This window comes from Quyinboa mangrovi, assembly GCF_042219825.1.
GTDB lineage: Bacteria > Bacteroidota > Bacteroidia > Bacteroidales > UBA5342 > JBHJHP01.
Map to the genome: position 1 here is coordinate 180,001 of NZ_JBHJHQ010000010.1, position 19,546 is coordinate 199,546.

At 36.5% G+C, this 19,546-nt stretch carries 16 protein-coding genes; 15 read left to right on the plus strand and 1 reads right to left on the minus strand.

Features of this window, described 5'->3' with window-relative positions; genetic code table 11:
- The first annotated feature begins 430 nt into the window (after positions 1 to 430).
- The 15 genes from ACE1ET_RS19440 (at position 431) to ACE1ET_RS19510 (ending at position 17,127) form a co-directional block, all read left to right on the plus strand.
- Complete coding sequence (locus ACE1ET_RS19440; protein WP_375730094.1) at positions 431 to 1,408, plus strand: DUF6624 domain-containing protein; 978 nt, start codon at positions 431 to 433, stop codon at positions 1,406 to 1,408.
- A gap of 71 nt (positions 1,409 to 1,479) precedes the next feature.
- On the plus strand, positions 1,480 to 2,772 hold the full coding sequence (locus tag ACE1ET_RS19445) for an alpha/beta hydrolase-fold protein (protein WP_375730095.1): 1,293 nt from the start codon (positions 1,480 to 1,482) through the stop codon (positions 2,770 to 2,772).
- Between the two features lie 92 nt (positions 2,773 to 2,864).
- Positions 2,865 to 3,425 carry a Crp/Fnr family transcriptional regulator gene (locus ACE1ET_RS19450; RefSeq protein ID WP_375730096.1) on the plus strand — a complete coding sequence of 187 codons (561 nt, stop codon included), beginning with the start codon at positions 2,865 to 2,867 and terminating at the stop codon, positions 3,423 to 3,425.
- Between the two features lie 58 nt (positions 3,426 to 3,483).
- Complete coding sequence (locus ACE1ET_RS19455) at positions 3,484 to 3,714, plus strand: 4Fe-4S dicluster domain-containing protein (protein WP_375730097.1); 231 nt, start codon at positions 3,484 to 3,486, stop codon at positions 3,712 to 3,714.
- Positions 3,715 to 3,725: 11 nt separating this feature from the next.
- A complete protein-coding gene (locus ACE1ET_RS19460) occupies positions 3,726 to 4,241 on the plus strand; it encodes a DUF4405 domain-containing protein (protein WP_375730098.1) in 516 nt (171 codons plus the stop codon).
- Between the two features lie 244 nt (positions 4,242 to 4,485).
- A complete protein-coding gene (locus tag ACE1ET_RS19465; RefSeq protein ID WP_375730099.1) occupies positions 4,486 to 5,526 on the plus strand; it encodes a serine hydrolase domain-containing protein in 1,041 nt (346 codons plus the stop codon).
- A 439-nt stretch (positions 5,527 to 5,965) separates the two neighbouring features.
- Positions 5,966 to 6,499, plus strand: a complete 534-nt coding sequence (gene xrtK, locus ACE1ET_RS19470; protein ID WP_375730100.1) for an exosortase K — start codon at positions 5,966 to 5,968, stop codon at positions 6,497 to 6,499.
- Complete coding sequence (locus ACE1ET_RS19475) at positions 6,483 to 9,308, plus strand: MSEP-CTERM sorting domain-containing protein (protein ID WP_375730101.1); 2,826 nt, start codon at positions 6,483 to 6,485, stop codon at positions 9,306 to 9,308. Before xrtK ends, ACE1ET_RS19475 begins: the two co-directional genes overlap by 17 nt.
- A gap of 163 nt (positions 9,309 to 9,471) precedes the next feature.
- Positions 9,472 to 10,539 carry a hypothetical protein gene (locus ACE1ET_RS19480; RefSeq protein WP_375730102.1) on the plus strand — a complete coding sequence of 356 codons (1,068 nt, stop codon included), beginning with the start codon at positions 9,472 to 9,474 and terminating at the stop codon, positions 10,537 to 10,539.
- Positions 10,540 to 10,748: 209 nt separating this feature from the next.
- Positions 10,749 to 11,297: a hypothetical protein gene (locus ACE1ET_RS19485; protein ID WP_375730103.1), complete on the plus strand. Its 549-nt coding sequence runs from the start codon at positions 10,749 to 10,751 to the stop codon at positions 11,295 to 11,297.
- A 264-nt stretch (positions 11,298 to 11,561) separates the two neighbouring features.
- A complete protein-coding gene (locus tag ACE1ET_RS19490; protein ID WP_375730104.1) occupies positions 11,562 to 12,752 on the plus strand; it encodes a low temperature requirement protein A in 1,191 nt (396 codons plus the stop codon).
- Positions 12,753 to 13,058: 306 nt separating this feature from the next.
- Positions 13,059 to 13,694: a hypothetical protein gene (locus tag ACE1ET_RS19495; RefSeq protein ID WP_375730105.1), complete on the plus strand. Its 636-nt coding sequence runs from the start codon at positions 13,059 to 13,061 to the stop codon at positions 13,692 to 13,694.
- A gap of 96 nt (positions 13,695 to 13,790) precedes the next feature.
- On the plus strand, positions 13,791 to 14,921 hold the full coding sequence (locus ACE1ET_RS19500) for a DUF819 family protein (protein WP_375730106.1): 1,131 nt from the start codon (positions 13,791 to 13,793) through the stop codon (positions 14,919 to 14,921).
- A gap of 1 nt (position 14,922) precedes the next feature.
- Complete coding sequence (locus tag ACE1ET_RS19505) at positions 14,923 to 16,155, plus strand: 3-deoxy-D-manno-octulosonic acid transferase (RefSeq protein WP_375730107.1); 1,233 nt, start codon at positions 14,923 to 14,925, stop codon at positions 16,153 to 16,155.
- Between the two features lie 90 nt (positions 16,156 to 16,245).
- Positions 16,246 to 17,127 carry a MerR family transcriptional regulator gene (locus ACE1ET_RS19510; protein ID WP_375730108.1) on the plus strand — a complete coding sequence of 294 codons (882 nt, stop codon included), beginning with the start codon at positions 16,246 to 16,248 and terminating at the stop codon, positions 17,125 to 17,127.
- A 174-nt stretch (positions 17,128 to 17,301) separates the two neighbouring features.
- On the opposite strand, the gene recQ is transcribed toward ACE1ET_RS19510, so the two are convergent.
- A complete protein-coding gene (recQ, locus tag ACE1ET_RS19515) occupies positions 17,302 to 19,485 on the minus strand; it encodes a DNA helicase RecQ (RefSeq protein ID WP_375730109.1) in 2,184 nt (727 codons plus the stop codon).
- Positions 19,486 to 19,546: the final 61 nt, after the last annotated feature.

A 19,546-nucleotide genomic window follows, 5' to 3' on the forward strand; every position in this document is an offset into this window, starting at 1 on the left:
ATTTAACAAAATTGAATCAACCGGAATAAAAGAACAGACTAAAAACAATAAAATGTTTAAAAACTCTTTGAATAAAGCGAGGCTTAAATATATTTCCAGGAAACGAAGACAAACTTTTCCAAATCCTTATTAAGATTTTTCATGATATAGACCAATGCACAATATTTAACCTAATCACAGGTGTAATCCATAATAAATTTAATCGCTTTGATATTTTCTTTAACTTTATTTTTAAAACGGACAAAGTTCCTTTTCGTGATGGAAAGGCTCTGAATTTAATATTGTTGAAAGTAAAGCCAAGCAAATATCAATTTTTCATAAAGAACAAAAAATGCGATTAACTTACTAATGATGAATGACTTTAATGTCAATCAACATAAAAAAGTATGTATATTCATATCCGTTACCACACATTTAAAAATAAACGACAATGAAGAAATTAACAGTATTGACAATACTAAGTCTATTTGTATTCAACTATACGTTTGGACAAGACAGTGAAAAATATTCCGAACTAATAAAAACGGCTTTGAACTTATATGAAAGCAAAGACTTTTTAAAATCAGGAGAAAAGTATTCAGAAGCTTTTGTCGCTCTCGGTGGGAAAGGAATGTTATATGACAGATACAATGCTGCTTGCTCATGGGCTTTGGCAAATAAACCTGACTCTGCTTTTGTTCAACTGTTCAAAATTGCACACAATGGTAATTATACCGATTATGGGCATATAACAACAGATACAGACTTGAATTCACTTCACAATGATGAACGGTGGACTAAGGTTATTGAAATCGTAAAAACAAATAAAGAAAAAACAGAAGCTAACCTAGATAAGCCATTAGTTGCAATACTTGACACAATCTATCAAGAAGACCAAAAATACCGACAACAAATAGAAGGAATAGAAGAAAAATATGGTTGGGAGTCCGATGAGATGAAAGTGCATTGGAAAACAATCAATGAGAAGGATTCAATAAACTTAAGTAAAGTAAAAAAAATACTTGATGAACGTGGATGGCTTGGGCCAGACGTAATAGGAAACCAAGGGAATGCCACTTTATTTTTGGTAATACAACACTCTGACATTGAAACTCAAGAAAAGTATTTACCAATGATGCGGGAAGCAGTAAGCAAAGGAAATGCAAGAGCAAGCAGTTTGGCTCTTTTAGAAGATAGAGTAGCGCTAAGAAAAGGTAAAAAACAGATTTATGGTAGTCAGATCGGTCGAGATCAGGAAACAGGTGAATATTATGTTTTACCTCTTATTGACCCTGACAATGTTGACAAAAGAAGAGCGGAAGTTGAGCTCGAAACCATACAAGAATATATTTCAAATTGGGGTATGACCTGGGATATTGAAGAGTATAAGAAGAAGTTACCTGAAATAGAAGCGAAACGGAAACAATAAAAAACGTTTTGGAGCATCGTGTATTTGCCATAGCAGGCTATGGGCACATACACATACCGCTAACCTCAATTATGAGAAACAAAATAAGAATGATTAAGGACAATAAAATGATTAAAGGATTAAAACTAGTACTGACAATAGGACTCATTATTTTCATTCAGCAATTTGTAAAAGCTCAGGGAAATCAAAATCAACAGTTTTTACAGAAAGTAGGCGTTTGGGATAGCCTCTATTCCAAAATACTAAACGAGACAAGAAAGATTTATGTGCAATTGCCTGTAAGTTATACCCCTGAGAAAAGTCAAAAATACCCGGTAGTCTATATTCTAGATGGAGAAGTTTTTCTTCCTACGGTAAATGATGTGCAAAATTATTACAGCGGTGGTTTTACGCCTGAAATGGTACTTGTCGGTATCTCGAATGATAAAAACAGAGTAAGAGATCTAACCACGTCATCTATAACTACTAAATACGGGATGCCTTTTAATGAAAAAAATGGAAAAGCTAATAACTTTAGAAAATTTATCGCAACAGAACTAATTCCTTTTATAGAAAACAAATATCCGGTTACCAATTACAGAACACTAATTGGTCATTCCTATGGAGGTTTGTTCACTATATCCACATTAATTAATCAACCCAATTTATTCGCGAATTATTTAGCCATTGACCCCAGCCTGGATTGGGATGACCAAAAACTATTAAACGAAGCGCGGGAAATAATTCCTAACAGGAAATATGAAAACAAAGCTTTATTTATGACATTAAGCGGACAATTGCACATGCAGAACTCGCAAATAACGATAGACAATGTAATGCAGGACACAACAGATTTCACATTGTTCGCCCGTTCGAATATTGCCTTTTCAAAATTGGTAAAGCAAAACGCTAAAAACGGATTGTCGTTTGAATGGAAATTTTACCCCGGAGATATACATGGTACAATTCCTTTTCCGTCTATCATGGACGGTTTAATTTCACTTTTTGGATGGTATCAAATGGAAAATACTGATAAAATAAATTCATTTGACACACCAAAAGAAGAGCTTTTTCGCATCATAAAACACAGAGAAAAGAAGCTCAAGGAACATTTTGGTTATCCTGAACCGCCTTATCCGGAAGAACTTTTAAACATGTCAGGTTATATGAATATGGACATGCAACAACCAGAAAAGGCGAAAATGTACTTTGAACTTGCCACTGAATATTATCCTGAAAGTGCAAATGCTTATGATTCTATGGCTGATTATTATGAAGCACAAGGCGACTTTGATAATGCAATCAAATATGCAGCTAAAGCTTTTAATTTAAGTGGTAATGATTTCTACAAGAAAAGAATCGAAAGACTTAAAATGAAAAAATAACTGAGGCTAATATTTTGTAAATTGCATTGCGGCGTCCGGGGTATGTTGTCGTTGTAGTACAATATTAAAAAGTCCGGTTCATTCCAGAAAAAATGATAGATAAGTTGATAAATACAATACAACAAAATGAGGATAACTGGGAACAGTTTCAGGATTTGTTTATAGAAGATGAAGTTGCATCGAAAACTGTTCTGTTGAACGAAGGAGAGATTTCAAACAATATTTATTTTATTAAAAAAGGCTGTTTACGTGAGTGGTTCAATAAAGACGGGAAAGATATAACATTCCAGTTCTTTTTTGAAGGACAACCAGTTGCATCAATTGACAGTTTTATGAATCGGGAACCCAGCCTTTTTACAATTGAAAGTATTGAACCAACTACTATTCACACAATTGGCAAAGCAGACTTTGAAAAATTATTAAATATCTACCCTGCATTTAAAACCGGATTTCAGGATTTCATTTTTCAACGATTCAGAAATTATGGACAGCTTTTCCTTTCAAGGATAAAGGATACACCAACAGAACGATATCAGGATCTCATCAATAATCACCCGGAAATAATTAAACGAATACCACAACATTATATCGCGTCGTATTTAGGGATAACATCCATTTCGCTTAGTCGTATTAGAAACAGAAAACCAAAATGATTAATTAACAATTGTTATCGTTGAATGGAAAACCATTGAAGAACTTTGCTCAAAAAATATGAGACAAAACTTCTTCAAAACAGAATCGAAATCTACTTCATTTTTAGGTCTTGATACACGGAAGTGTAACGCATGCTGGAAATGCATAAATATATGTTCCAAAAATGTGATTGGCCGTATTAATCTGCCATGGCATAAACACGTTAAGTTTGTTAACCGTTCTGAATGCATTGGTTGTATGAAATGCGTTAATATATGTACCGCAAGTGCCATTTTTAAACTGTCCTAAAAGTAATTCAGATGAAAAAATATCTTAACAAGCTCATTATAAACTTTGGATTACTTTTTTGGGGGTTCGCAACAGTGTTTTCAGGACTTTTAATTCAAGTGCAATATCATATCGGTAATCATGGTAATGACATAACAAATAAATATTCATTAGGACTGGATTATTCTACATGGTCGGTGATTCATAAGATCTCAATTATTATGCTTTCTGTTTTGGCTGCTTTTCATATTTCACGGCATTGGAAATGGTATAAAACAGTAATTGCAAAAAGATTGGTAAATAAAAATAAACAAGTGTTTACATTATCGGTAATTTTTGTTGTTGTTGCAATTACCGGATTTATTCCATGGATTATAGATGTATTGGAAGGAAGTGAAGTGAATCGCAAAGCTTTCATCGAGATTCATGATAAAATTGCAATTATTCTTTCAGTATACTTTACGCTGCATATTATGAAACGATTGAAATGGTTCTTAGCTACAATAGAAAAAATAAATAAAAAAACGACACACAACCCACGGTCATAAAACAACTGGTTTCACTGGCATGCGGGGCTTAGTTCCGCATTAGCTTCTGTCCAGGTAAGCAGTACCAAACTCTGCAAACCCACCCCTTGCACCTAATTTATATCACCCATAATGAACATTTAAGGATAAAAAATATGTTGTATGTTAGTATGAAAGCTAAAACAGCTCTGGTATCCGGTAGTAGAGAAACATGGATACTATCGGAAATTATCGTTTGGAAAAAGAATAGATTAATAACGAACCAATGAATAAACCAACAAAACGAATCGTCAGAATAGCATTGCTGGTTGGAACAATCGCCTCCATGTTCTTTGTGCCGTGGATTTTAGTTAAGGCCTGGATTTTACCACTACCTGACACGGTTCAGGAACAATTGGATGAAGCTGTTGACCTTGGATTTGATGGCATTATTGTCTATGTTGACGAAGCTGGTAAGCAACCTGCATTTTTTGCTGCCGGATTAAACAACCGCGAAAACAAAACACCAGCCAACCCACACGCCTTATTCAAAATCGGAAGCATCAGTAAACTTTACAATGCTGTTGCTGTCGCAAAACTGGTACACAGCGGACGTTTATCACTGGATAAAACGTTGGCTGATTATTTACCCGAACTTCAAGGGCGGGTTGAAAATGCTGAGAAAATTACACTGAGAATGATGATTAAGCATCGCAGTGGCATACCTAATTATACCGCTACCCCGGGTTATTGGGCAACTCCGCCAAAAAGCAACCAGGAAAACCTCGAATTAATTCTTGATCTGCCCGCTGATTTTGAGCCGGGCAAAAAGTATGAATACTGCAATACGAACTATTTGCTCCTTTCCGAAATTATGGATACCGTTCTGGGGTATCCTCATTATCAGTTTATTCAGGAGGAAATTTTAAACCGGCTTCATCTGAAAAACACCTTCGCTTCGGTTAATGAAGTCAATACCGATAGTGTGATGAGCGGCTACCATGTTGGCTATCCCCTGGATTTAAAAACCGACGACCGGGGAATGGTAGCATCAGCCGAAGATGTCGGCATATTTTTGCGTGCCTTAAACGATGGAACAGTGTTTGATGAAGGAGAACAGGACATTTATTCGTCCATATATGAGTATGAACATAAAGGTTGGGTTCCGGGATATCAAAGCATTGCCAAATACCACAAAGACATTGATGCAGTGGTTATTCAATTTACGAATACAACTGACCCTAAATTATACAACTGGAATTTAGCTGATATTGAATATGGTCGTTTATTGAAGATAATAAGAAAGACCAGTCCTAAGGTTTTGTAAATTTTATTGCCGTCACAGCGTATTATTAACACCCGGCTATACACACAAGATTGTCCGGCAAGCAATGCACGGACTATACCTCATAATCCAAAATGACACCTTATCAGATTTACTGAATAAAAACCAGAACAATATGCCCTGAAACCAAAATTATTTAAACATAATGCTCCACGTATCCTAAAGAATTACAAAAGAGCTTTTTGTGGGGTTTATCCTCTCCCCTTATACCATGATATCACTTTTTTATGTATTTTAGTCTCACCATAATGAAAAGAACCTGTATCGTTTTGATGCGCTCTGATATAACCTGTCATGCAAAAGAATCATCATAAGACACAAAAATTAAAGCAGATAATACCTGGGCTTTACATCCCAAATAAATGCGTAAAGCCGAATGAATGTCGGGATATATACTAGTTACCACTCTACTAAAAATATAGTGCAGACAAACAAGAATATACCGTATTATTTGACAGCAGCAGGCCTTTTTATCTTGCTGAAATTTGCCTTTACACTTGCTGACAATAACGATTTGATTTTTCTTCTCAAACCGACCGACAAACTTGTTGGACTTTTAACAGGTTCGCCTTCTGTATATCTTTCGGATAGCGGATATTTCCACGAACAACTCAACATCATTATTGACAAATCCTGTTCAGGTTTTAACTTTTGGGTTTTAGGTTTTCTGCTCTTTACTTATCTGACCGTAAGGCATTTTGATAAAGCAATAATTAAAATCCTTTCCATTCCGACAGCTTTAACCGGAGCATATATCCTGACAATTTTTGTAAATACATCGCGGATTATTGCTTCAATGGTTGTACAAACACAGACAAAAAATATTTTCCAGAACCAGCAACATATCATACACGAAGCTATTGGAATAATTACAAACCTGACATTCCTTATTTTGGCTTATATTCTAATTGAAAAAAATTTTATAACTAAACGAAACCATGCGAAATTTACTTAACCCGAAATGGCTTTTTATTCTAAACACCTTACCGTTAGTGGTCCTGTTTATTCTTTTCTTTGGTCAGTTCAATATCATTAAAACTTTATTGGATGATAACAGTATCCAGCTTTGGAAAACTTTCGGACTGTCGTTAGGAATTCTTGGCTTACTTAATCTTTCTTATACGGTTTATTTGACTTTAAAAAAGAAGAGTATTTCTGTTTGGTATGGTTTAATTGCCCTGCTTTGTTATATACCTTACATTTACCTGTACGGCTATCATTTAGACCATATCTTTCCGTTTTCAATTCCGTCATGGATGCTTTCGGGTAACATCTATTTATTCGTTGGAACATTCCTGATGCCAACGCTTGTCTATTCTTTATTTGTTTTAGTTTCTCATTTCACACCTGAGAACAGGGAACACAAAGCCTGGGTTAATTTTCTAATTGCAATTGGGATTCCTGTTTCAGGGTACTTATTTTCACAAATCATACTTCCGTTATGGCAACGTGTTGAGGGTGATTTTTTTATTCATACGATTGTGGTTCTTGTTATTGCTGCCACATTAGCTTTTCTCTTTTTCTTAATCAGGGGTGTTTTTATACTTGCGTCTAAAAAGACGGAAATTTGGCAGAAATACCAGTTAGCCTGGAAAATTCCAATTGCACTGATACTACCATTGCTGGGATTATCAGTAAACAATGGTTACCTGTTTAATAGTTTCGGTCCGGGTGGATCCGGAATTTTTGGAGATTTCAATAATGCCTGGTTTTATATTCTGGCCATTGTAAATGCTATAATGCTTTGTTTACCGAACCTTGAAAATAAGTTATACCGATTACTTGTATTTATTGGCCGAAGCATAACATTTGCTTACACATTCTATTTCTTTTTGGTGTTTCTCCCTTTCCTGCCTCTATCAGTAGTTGCAATTATTGTGATCGGATCAGGTTTTTTAATGTTATCCCCTTTACTCCTTTTCGTTATTCACATCAACGAACTTTCAAAGGATTTTACCTTCCTGAAAACGCAGATTTCAAAAAAACTTATTATCGGAATTTCGATATTGGGCATTCTGGTCATTCCGGCAATAATTACCAAAACATACCTGAAAGATAAAAGCGTTTTAAATGAAACACTATCTTATTTATATAGTCCTGACTACTCAAAGCACTATGACATTGATAAAGTTTCGCTTCAAAAAACACTCAATGTTATAAAAAGTCATAAAGACCACAGAGTTAGCACGGGTGGAATTTTTGGCAACGGGATTCCCTATTTGTCATCGTATTTTAACTGGCTGGTCATGGACAATCTTACCTTGTCTGACGCTAAAATTAATACAATTGAAAAAATATTTTTCGACACCCCAACTTTTGAGTTACCGCCTGAAAATATCCAGAATTACAATGTTCAAATCAGTAATATCAGCACAAAAAGCACTTACGACAAAACTCAAAAAACGTGGAAAAGTTGGGTTGATTTAGAAATTACCAACAAAAACGGAAACCCCTGGCTATCTGAATATGCCACAACGATAGATTTACCTCATGGTTGTTGGATCAGCGATTACTATCTTTATGTTGGAGACGTAAAAGAGCCGGGTATTTTAGCAGAGAAAAAATCAGCAATGTGGATATTTTCAAAAATCCGAAATGAAAACCGAGATCCGGGAATTCTATATTATCTGACAGGAAACAGAGTTGCTTTCAGAGTATTTCCGTTCGCAAAAGATGAAGTAAGAAAAACAGGAATTGAATTCTTACATAAAGAGCCTGTAAAACTAAACATTGACCATAATGTCATTGAATTAGGAAACATTGATGAAACAATTTATGAAAACATTGAAACCGAAAATATGGCTTATGTTTCAGCACAACAAAAACAAGATTTGAAGTCTGTTAAACGCAAATCCTATTTTCATTTTTTGGTTGACGCATCTGAAAACCAAAACAATAAGTCAACAGATTTCATCAAAAGAATTGAAAAGGTTTTAGCAAACAATAAACCACTTTCGGAGAACGCAAAAATCAGCTTTGTAAATATTTACGTAACGACTACAACGTTAGGTAATGATTGGAAAGAACAATATAAAAATCAAACTTTTGAAGGCGGTTTTTACCTGGAAAGAGCAATAAAAACAACATTGGTTAATGCCTATCAGGACAAATCAGAAACATATCCTGTAATTGTGGTCGTAACCGACAGTATTCAAAATGCCGTTTTGGACAGAGATTTTGCAGACTTCAAATTCACATATCCTGAAAATGACTTATTTTTTTGCCTTGATAAGAACGGAGATTTAAGAGAACATTCCTTAATGGAAAATCCAAAAAAAGAACTGCCGGAAACATTAAGAGAATGTATGTTTTGCGAAACAGTTTTGGAATACAAGCTATCAGACAATTCAATTGCCTATTTAAGAAACAACCATGAGCCAGATATCATTTTGAAAAAGGATGTATTTGATGTCAGGCAAACGGATGTTAAAGAAAGGGATTGGAAAACGGCCTTGACCATGCAGGGACTATGGAATTCGCAAATATTGCATCCTGAAAACTCAGACAGGGAATGGTTGAATCTGGTAAAATACAGTTTTATCTCAAAAGTAATGACACCTGTAACATCCTATTTGGTTGTAGAGAATGAAGCGCAAAAGGCTATGTTAAAAAAGAAACAGGAACAAACTTTGGCAGGCAACAAATCATTAGACCTTGATGAAGACACGCAGAGAATGAGCGAGCCCGGTTTAATACTAATGATAATCCTACTCGGACTTGCTTTATGGTACAAAGAAAAAAGAAAAAAACGGTGGACAGAATAAAAAAGGTCGAGTGATAACATCAGAGATATAACATTGGCAGTAAGTGGTTAACAGAACGTTCCGGCCCTTTTCTCCGGTAGTTGTAACCTGACAGGAAAGCACTCCGCAGTCGGCTACTATTCTTATACTCACCGTTGCCAACAATTTTAAAATACATATGAACATGAAATTAAGATTTTCAATTACTTTAGGATTAATAATTTTTGGTTTTCAATCACTATTTTCTCAATCTGAGTTTTCCCCTTCACTAATAGTGAATCTACAAAATGATACTATTTATGGCGTTGGAAATGTTAGTAAAAATCAAGAATACTGTTTATTTAAGAAATTTGACGCCAAAGAATTTACTAAGTATTTTCCTAATGAAATTAAAGCCTTTAGAGTAATTGATGGAAAATATTTTGTGTCAAGAGAAATAAAGGAATCAAATGGTAAAGTGAACTGGTATTTTCTCGAATTTTTAGTGGATGGTGAAATTGATCTGTTTTCAATAAATAGTTCTGATAGATATTTTATCAAAAAGGAAAATGAGGAATTTTTAGAACTGGATGACAATAACAAATCTATCCAAAATATAGACGGTAAGGATTATATGGTACAAAATAAAAAATATCTTGGTTATTTAAGGGCATATATGTCTGAAGCCCCAGAGCTTTTTCCTGAAATTGATAAAATGGATAGATTAGACCAACGAGATTTGGTTAATTTATCAATTGATTATCATAATGCAATTTGTAATGACAACGAGTGTGTGAATTACACAAAAAATATTCCAAAGGTAACCTATAAATTTGAACTAATGTCTGGAGTAACATATCACAACAATTATTATACACCTCAAGTTGGATTTTTAGTGCATATATGGAGACCATTAAAAAATGAGAAACTTTATTTGAAAACGGGAATTATATATTCCGATAGACCATATTTGAAAAAAGATTATGATAAAGAAGATGAATATGATTATAGTATTAAAATTCCATTAAGTTTTCAATATGTTTTTGGCAAAAGAGATTTAAAACCAACAATTGCTTTAGGCTGGCCAACAGGGATTTTTCTAATTAGTTCATTCCAAGGTGGATTTATTTATTCATTTTCTGAAAAATTTGAATTGAGTTTTAACGCTTCAATTGATGGATTAATAGCACTCCCTATGGATTTGCATAAAGAACTATATAATAATTCCTTAGGACATTCTTTAAATATTGGATTGATTTACAATTTAAAATAAACTGTTGGCAACACATGGTATAGTGCATGCGGGTTTCAGTGGTTTGCAAGCGTTTGTGGCTCATAAAAAAGTCGGTGTAAACTGATAGGAAAGTAACTTCGAACTCCCGCACGACAGCATAACGTGGGAACGTAAAAGACTACGAGTTTTATTGCAAAGAATATTATTTTTAAAACGTATTGAGAAATTTATTGATTTTTATACTAATAATGAAAAAAATTAAGCCTTATCTAATCGAGTTCACAATAGTTACTGCTGGTGTTTTGCTTGCATTATTTTTGAATAACCTTAAAGAAAGTAATCATGCGCGAAAATATCACATTGCATCAATGAGAACCATAAATATGGAAGTGCTAGACAATTATTCTAACTTAAAAGGAGTAATTGAGAAACAAACTAATTTATTAGACTCTCTGACCAAATACACAGAATCTTCCAGAACACTTCTCAATCTATTCCAGGAAAAAGGAGGTTTAACAATTGCCACAGTAAGCAATGCAGGATTAGATTTTTATAAAAAAGACCAGATTAACTCTATTGACTTCAAGATGATGTCGAAACTTATCCTTATGAATTATTTATCAGGTATGATTGATACCAAAATAGAAAAACTTAGTGATTTTATTTATCCAAATATGTTTAACAATTCAAAAGAAAGTAAGCAGATGGTAAGCTTTTATTTAAAGGATGTTTTAGGCACAGAGAATCAACTTATTACTACCTACGAAGATTTTATTAAAGAATATGTTGAAAATTGAAAACGAAATAAATCTACATACAATACACGGCAGTAGCGCATCCCGATATACATCGGAACGACACTATACTACCGAAACACCAGTAAAAAAATATATGCAATGAAAAAGTTCCTTATAAGATTAGGTTTTAATGGGAAAACTGGATGGATAGTATTAACACAATACGTAAGGAAAAAAGACTGATTGCAATGCTGTTCGACTGATGTATTTGTATTACAGAGAAATCATCGTATATTTATCTCATCCCACGGCAAACATAGTATTATGCGATTACCTACAACTTCTGCATCATGGTGGGGGCCGCCAAAAAAATTTGACCGCCCGCAGGAAGAAAGACGGGTCAGCTGGCTGGAGCTCTTTTACGACCTGGTTTATGTGATTGCCATTTCGCGGATCACCCATCACTTTTCTTTGCATATCACCACCGAAAGTTTTTTTGAATATGCTGTTATGTTCATCCTGATCTACTGGGGCTGGGTGAACGGAAGCCTTTACCACGATATTCACGGAAATGATGGCTTAAGAACCCGACTCATGACACTCTGGCAAATGGTTATTATTGCTGCACTGGCGGTTGTTATCGATCAAACCCAGGAGAACCGTTTTTTTAATATCATGGTCGTTTTGATGATCATGCAGCTGTACATCACCTATATGTGGTGGAGTGTTGGGTTTTACGATAAATCACATCGGCGCTACAACAGGCCGTATACCATTCTTTACCTGATTTCGCTCGCTTTGATGGCACTGACACTGTTTTTAAATTCAGAATGGCAGAAGCTCCTTTTCCCGCTGATCATTGTATGCAATTATGCCCCTCCAATGTTCTCTGTGGTATTGCTGCACCGCGACAGATCAGATATCGCACTGTCATCAAGCATGTTCGAACGCATGGGATTGTTGGTAATTATAATGTTTGGTGAAGTAGTTCTGGGTGTGGTAAACGGCATTACGCAGACAAACGCCTTAGGGTTCTCAACCTGGCTTAATTTTACGCTTGAAATTGCAATTGTATTTGCCCTCTGGTGGATATTTTTTACGATCGTTGCACAAAGAGATGCTCAAAAAGGATTTTTAAAAGCCTCGTTACTTGAATACTTATTTATTCCCTTGCTTTTATCGCTTGGCCTGGTAGCTGTAAGCTTTACCGTATTCTTTGATACACACCACGAAATTCCGCTTCAAAAGCTTGGTTATGCCATTGCCACATTCCTGGTCTGCATCAGACTGATGATGCTATTTCTAGTATTGCCGGAAGGCATGCGTCCTCTGAAAAAGCCAATAGATTTTTCATTACTGATCACTGCTGCCGTATTTCTAATTTCAACATTTATCACGTTGCACATCAACAGGTTGTATTACCTGGCAGGTGTACTTATTGTTCTGGTGAGCGAAATCTTATTTCTGAATTTAAGGTATATGGCACTTCAGAGAAAGAAGGAAGCATCAAATTGAGTCTCCTTCCATTAAAGGCTGTCTCTAAACATAACATTTCGAACACTTTAGTTGGAAATATAACAACTATAGAATATCTTCGTATGGTGTTTGAAAAAACATAACCTGAAAATCATGACATGAACCTGTTTAAAAACAAATGTCATAGAATTATTAAGGGGCACAAAACATGCTAATTGCCTAAGGCTAAAGATGTGTCGGTCCCAGAAATGAAAGTGAGATGCTTAAATTTTAAAGAATCCGGCAGATAAATTACATGTAGAATATCAATGATACGATATATTACAAACTTAAGTTCCTGATAATATGAGAAAACGGGATTCAATCTGGCTTTTAGTCTTTCTATTACTATTAAGCTGTGAGTATATAAATACATCTGAAGATATTCAGTCTGAATTTATTCTTGCAGGAATTAATTCAGAGAAACTTGATACGCATACATATCCATCAGTACAAAAGATAACTTTCGAAAACGAAACTGCTGCCGGATATCCTTCAACAGTATATTCCGGTACAATATCACTCGACCTCAATTCTGATGGCACTAATGACATTAAATTTTATTCATATTATGGTTATGCCTGCTCAATGGCCGGATGCTTTAAACCAACAAAAGCCTGTAAGGTTTTGAATATCGGCAATAACGAAATTGAAATAAATCTAAACCCGTTGCACCTGAGAGACACAATAGACAACAAATTAGACTGGAAAATTCTGGGCCCCGATTCAGATGGAGAACACAAGTTAATTTCAGCTATACTGAGTTCTTATACTCCGAAATGGACAAATAGCGCAGAAATTGCCAATAATATATGGAATTCAGGTGATTTGTACCTGGCCATAAGAATCAGGAAAGGCGACATCTATAAATATGGATGGATCAGGTTATATATTACTGATTATTATGACTTAAATATCAAAGAAACAGCCTGTGAAAAATAAACCCTTAATTTAAAATCTATGAAATGAGTACTTCTGCAGGCATTTTTGAAAATAAATTCACATCTTTGTTTGATGTCTTACATGGAGTGAACTGTTATGACCATATTATTAGTACTGTTTTTTCTTATTCTTCCCTTAATCATTTCCTATTTAACTCAACGGTACCGCGTTCTGAATAAAATCGGTGCAGTACTTATCTGCTATGCCATCGGTATGTTGCTGGGGCATACGCCCATGTTCAACGAATCAACGTATGCGCTTCAGGACAATATTGCATCCGGAGCTATTCTGCTGGCGCTACCCATTCTTTTGTTTGACGCCAATCCAAGGCACTGGAAAGCAACAGCAGGCGTGACCCTGAAATCCATGATCATTGCTGTTTTGGCGTTGATGTTGGTAGTAGGAGTAGGACACGCCATGTTCGGATCAAAAATTGCAGAAGGCTGGAAAATTGGCGCCATGCTCATAGGTGTTTATACAGGAGGAACACCAAATCTGGCTTCCATAAAAACCGGACTCGATGTATCAAACGATGTATATATCGGCGTGCACACCATGGATACAATCCTGAGTGCCATCTACCTTTTATTCCTGATGACCATTGGGAAAGTCTGGTTCAGAAAAGTGCTGAAACACTATCCTGATGCCCAGACTACGGATCTTACAACGGATCAGAAACCCAAAACACTGAAAGAATGGTTTGTAACATTTGATTATAAATATGCAGCTCTGGGACTTCTTATCAGCATCGGTATTGCAGGTGTAAGTGCCTTTACCGGCCTTAGTTTGCACGAGAAATATCAGATGATCGTAATCATTCTGATGATTACGACGCTGGCCATTGCCATCTCCATGTTTAATTTTGCATCCAGCCTTAAAAAAGCTTTTCCTGCAGGTATGTACTTCATTTATGTATTCAGTCTGGCCATTGCCACCCGGGCTAATTTTTATGAGATTGCACACCTCAGCAGCACCATCTTCTACTATGTAGCCTTTGTAATATTCTCTACCTTTGTGTTGCATTTTATTTTTTCAAAGGTATTCGGGGTAGATGCCGACACCATGATGATCACCTCCACAGCGCTCATCTGTTCTCCACCATTCGTACCCGTTATTGCAGGAACACTCAACAATAAAAACCTGCTCATACCGGGAATAACAGTTGGGGTTATTGGTTATGCTGCAGGAAATTATCTGGGATTTTTATTCGCTTATATATTACATTAGAATGAGAATACTTTATTCATTGGGAATCGCTTTATTCAGGTTTTTCCTTGTCCTGCTTTCACCATTCAATCCAAAACTCAAAGGAATGATCGCGGGCAGAAAAAACTGGAAAGATAAACTTACTGCCGGTATTGATCCAAACGGCCAATACATCTGGTTTCATTGCAGCTCACTGGGTGAATTTGAACAGGGACGCCCTTTGATTGAAGCGTATAAAATGTCGCATCCCGGTAAAAAAATTGTGCTTACCTTCTTCTCTCCATCCGGATATGAAGTCAGAAAAAACTATCCCGGAGCTGATCTGATTTTATATCTGCCGTTTGATACCAAATCCAATGTGAAGTTCTTTTTAGATACAGTGAAACCAGAGAAAGCCGTTTTTGTAAAATACGATTACTGGTTCTGGTTTCTGACCGGACTGAAGAAAAGAGCTGTTCCAACGTATCTTGTTTCAGCCATTTTCAGGGAGAACCAGTTGTTTTTTAAGTGGTACGGAGGCTGGTATCGTAACATGCTAAAACAGTTTACAACAATCTTCGTACAAACCAATGATTCCGTTAAATTACTTGAATCCATCGAAACAGAAAATGTAATTAAGGCCGGAGATACAAGGTTTGACAGGGTCACATCGCTTCCCGAATCGCAATTTAGCGATCCTCTGCTGGAAACTTTTGCAAAAGATTCCAAAGTGGTGGTTTGCGGCAGCACCTGGCCACCCGATGAAGAACTGATATCACAATACATCAGAGAAGAAGTAAAAGACAGATATGTAAAGTTAATTATTGCCCCGCATGAGATTCATGATAAGCATATTCAGCAGATACAGGAAAGGCTGGAAGGCATTCCTGTTTGCCGTTACACAGATCCGGGAAAAGTCAACGTTTCAGAATCCAGGGTCATGATTGTGGATACCATCGGTAAGTTATCCTATATCTACCGGTACGGCGTTCTGTCGTATATTGGCGGTGGCTTTGGTGTTGGGATCCATAATACGCTTGAGGCAGCCGTCTATGACCTGCCGGTTATTTTTGGTCCGAACTACCTGAAATTTAATGAGGCCTGCGATCTGATTAATCTTAACGCAGCGTTTTCCATAGCCAATTACAATGACCTGAAACTTAAACTGGATCAATTGCTACATGATCCTGAACGATGCAAAAAGACAGGAAAAGTTGCCGGAAACTATGTCAGAGAAAATGCCGGTGCAACACAAACAATTCTACAAACTATTTAAGTCTGAACTGCTCACGATGGATCAGTATTAATTAATTATTTTGTTTAATTATTTCTTATTATAATTAAACATTCTTATATTTGCATAAGAATGTCAAAGACTTATACCATAAAAGATATTGAGGCCTTAACCGATATTAAGGCACATACCATTCGTATATGGGAACAGAGGTATAAAATTGTTCATCCTGACAGAACGGAGGGTAACTCGCGAAGATATTCAGATGAACAGCTGAAAAAAGTAATGAACATCGCGTTTCTGAATAAGCGCGGAACAAAAATTTCCCGCATTTCCAGAATGAGTACGACGGAAATAGCTGAGAAAGTCAGGAACTTCAATAAACCGGATTCTTCTGACATTGACACCATTGACCAGATAATTGGTGCAGTTCTTGATCAGGATGACATGTTACTGGAAGTTTTATTCAATCGATCCGTTTCAGCAATGGGGATGGAAGAAACCATTAACCTGATCATACGTCCGGTAATGAAACAGATTGGGGTATTGTGGCAAACCGGCACCATTGACACCACACAGGAACATTTTCTGTCGAACTTTGTACGGCAGAAAATCATAACCGCTATTGATGGCCTTCCTGCACCAACTAAAAAGCATACATTTATTCTTTTTCTACCTGATGAGGAACTTCATGAGCTCGGTCTGTTATTCTATAATTACATTCTCAGGAACATGGGATATAAAGTAATATATCTTGGGCAGTCTGTTCCGCTGGAAGATCTGAAAATATACCACCATATCCGCGATTTTGATCTGCTGCTTACGACTAAAACCTCTTATATCCTTGAAGAGGAACTTCAGAAAATTGTAGATGACATTAGTCAGACTTTTAATAAAAAAATATTGCTTATTTCGGGATTACAATTTGAAAACAAACAAATAAAGTTTCCTCCTAACACGAAATTTTTCAGGAGTGCAAACGAACTAAAGGGATTAATCAAACATTTACAGTAAAATCCAATTTACAACGAAAACCAAAGCCTCCCGAAAGGAGGCTTTATTTTTTTAATACTATTACACCTGTTGCATTGTCCGCTAAAGATTATGAATGAGATGTCCCTCTTTTTCAAAGGAGGACCGTATTAGCCTAATGCACGCTTATCTGGCTTAAAAAATTCAGTTTGATTCTTAGTTTCCTAATTCCGAGAGGAATTTTATTCTGATCATCCGAATATCCTCTTCCGAATATTCATCTTCACCCAACTCATCCAACGCAGCCTGAATATCATCCGATTCTGCATCTTCCTTAAAGTAAAGAAAGGCATCTTCCACATGATCTTCATCCATGACTTCCTCTATGTAATAGTTTATATCGAGTTTAGTGCCGGAATAAACAATGGATTCAATCTCTGTTAAAAGATCTCCGATTTCCAATCCTTTGGCGTCTGCTATCTCATCCAGCGGAAGTTTTCTGTCGATGTTTTGTATGATGTAAACTTTCAGTTTACTTTTATTGGCCACGCTTTTTACCACAAGATCACTGGGCCGTTCTATTTCGTTCTCCTCTACATGCCGCTTAATCAGCTCCACAAACTCCTTTCCGTAACGTCTGGCTTTACCGGCACCAACTCCAGGCATATTCTGCAATTCTTCTATGCTGATGGGATAATTGGTTGACATGGCTTCCAGAGAAGGATCCTGGAAAATAACAAAGGGCGGCAGCTGTTGTTTTTTGGAAATCTGCTTTCTGAGATCCTTCAGCATTGAAAACAGCACAGGGTCAACCGATGAAGTACCGGCACCACGCATACCCGGCTCATCGTCATCATCGCTATATTCGTGATCCTCCACTATTTTAAATTCATATGGGTTCTGTAAGTACTCTCTCCCTTTCGGCGTAACCTTTAGCACGCCGTAGTTTTCAATTTCCTTATCAAGAATTCCTTCTATCAGTGCCTGACGAATCGTTGCCGCGAATAACTTTGGCTCGGTGTCACCGGCAGAACCATAAATATCCAGTTTATGGTGTTTAAATGATTTTACAGCTGCATCGTCTTTCCCTACCAGTACATTAATGACATGCTCTGCCTTGTACCTTTCGTTCAGTTTAATAATGGCATTGATGACCTGAATCAGATAGCCCTGTCCGTCAATCTGTTTTTTCGGGTTGATACAGTTATCGCAGGTATGACAGTTTTCCTCTTCATATTTTTCACCAAAATAGTGCAAAAGAACTTTTCTGCGGCAAAGCGATGATTCAGCAAATGCAGACGTCTCAAGCAGTAACTGCTTCCCAATTTCCTGTTCAGCCACAGGTTTACCCTGCATGAACTTCTCCAGTTTCTGAATATCCTTGTAACTGTAAAATGTAATACACTGCCCTTCACCACCATCACGGCCTGCACGACCTGTCTCCTGGTAATAACCTTCCAGACTTTTTGGAATATCATTATGGATCACAAATCGTACATCGGGCTTGTCAATTCCCATTCCAAACGCGATGGTAGCAACAATCACGTCCACCTCCTCCATCAGGAAAGCATCCTGATTAGCGGAACGTGTGGCAGGATCAATGCCTGCATGATAAGGAAGTGCCTTAATGCCGTTTACCTGCAATGTTTCAGCAAGCTGCTCCACTTTCTTACGGCTCAGACAATATATAATTCCTGACTTACCATCGTTGTTCTTTATGAATTTAATGATCTCTTTCTCTGTATTAACCTTAGGCCGTATTTCGTAGTACAGGTTTGGACGATTGAATGAAGATTTAAAGACCTTCGCATCCAGCATTCCCAGATTCTTTTGAATATCGTGCTGAACCTTTGGTGTAGCTGTTGCCGTTAATGCAATGAGCGGCGCCGTACCAATTTCGTTTATAATTGGTCTGATCCGGCGGTATTCAGGTCTGAAATCGTGCCCCCATTCAGAAATACAGTGAGCCTCATCAATGGCGTAAAACGAAACGGTCACATTTTTCAGAAATGAGATATTATCTTCTTTCGTTAACGATTCCGGAGCTACATACACCATTTTGGTTTTGCCCGACAATATATCTGATTTAACCTGTTCGAGGGCGGAACGGGAAAGTGAGGAATTCATGAAGTGAGCCACACCATCTTCAGAGCTGAAATTACGCATGGCATCAACCTGGTTCTTCATTAGAGCAATTAAAGGAGATATAATAACAGCCGTCCCTTCCATCATTAATGCAGGCAGCTGATAGCATAACGACTTTCCTCCACCGGTTGGCATCAACACGAATGTATCGTTCTTATCAAGTACATTGTGAATAATCTGTTCCTGGTTGCCTTTAAATGTAGAAAAACCAAAATGAGTTTTTAAAGCAGTATAGAGGTCTCTATTTTCACTCATTCCAAAAATTTAATTAAAGCTTTAAAACAAAGTTAAAAAAACTATGGTTATATGCAAGTTT

Excerpts from the sequence above, each read along its gene's own strand:
- ACE1ET_RS19440 (WP_375730094.1), top strand. The coding sequence starts at position 431 with ATGAAGAAATTAACAGTATTGACAATACTAAGTCTATTTGTATTCAAC.
- ACE1ET_RS19460 (WP_375730098.1), top strand. The coding sequence starts at position 3,726 with ATGAAAAAATATCTTAACAAGCTCATTATAAACTTTGGATTACTTTTT.
- ACE1ET_RS19455 (WP_375730097.1), top strand. The coding sequence starts at position 3,484 with ATGAGACAAAACTTCTTCAAAACAGAATCGAAATCTACTTCATTTTTA.
- ACE1ET_RS19465 (WP_375730099.1), top strand. The coding sequence starts at position 4,486 with ATGAATAAACCAACAAAACGAATCGTCAGAATAGCATTGCTGGTTGGA.
- ACE1ET_RS19445 (WP_375730095.1), top strand. The coding sequence starts at position 1,480 with ATGAGAAACAAAATAAGAATGATTAAGGACAATAAAATGATTAAAGGA.
- ACE1ET_RS19490 (WP_375730104.1), top strand. The coding sequence starts at position 11,562 with ATGCGATTACCTACAACTTCTGCATCATGGTGGGGGCCGCCAAAAAAA.
- recQ (WP_375730109.1), bottom strand. The coding sequence starts at position 19,485 with ATGAGTGAAAATAGAGACCTCTATACTGCTTTAAAAACTCATTTTGGT.
- ACE1ET_RS19505 (WP_375730107.1), top strand. The coding sequence starts at position 14,923 with ATGAGAATACTTTATTCATTGGGAATCGCTTTATTCAGGTTTTTCCTT.
- ACE1ET_RS19500 (WP_375730106.1), top strand. The coding sequence starts at position 13,791 with ATGACCATATTATTAGTACTGTTTTTTCTTATTCTTCCCTTAATCATT.
- ACE1ET_RS19475 (WP_375730101.1), top strand. The coding sequence starts at position 6,483 with ATGCGAAATTTACTTAACCCGAAATGGCTTTTTATTCTAAACACCTTA.
- ACE1ET_RS19450 (WP_375730096.1), top strand. The coding sequence starts at position 2,865 with ATGATAGATAAGTTGATAAATACAATACAACAAAATGAGGATAACTGG.
- ACE1ET_RS19495 (WP_375730105.1), top strand. The coding sequence starts at position 13,059 with ATGAGAAAACGGGATTCAATCTGGCTTTTAGTCTTTCTATTACTATTA.
- ACE1ET_RS19510 (WP_375730108.1), top strand. The coding sequence starts at position 16,246 with ATGTCAAAGACTTATACCATAAAAGATATTGAGGCCTTAACCGATATT.
- ACE1ET_RS19485 (WP_375730103.1), top strand. The coding sequence starts at position 10,749 with ATGAAAAAAATTAAGCCTTATCTAATCGAGTTCACAATAGTTACTGCT.
- ACE1ET_RS19480 (WP_375730102.1), top strand. The coding sequence starts at position 9,472 with ATGAAATTAAGATTTTCAATTACTTTAGGATTAATAATTTTTGGTTTT.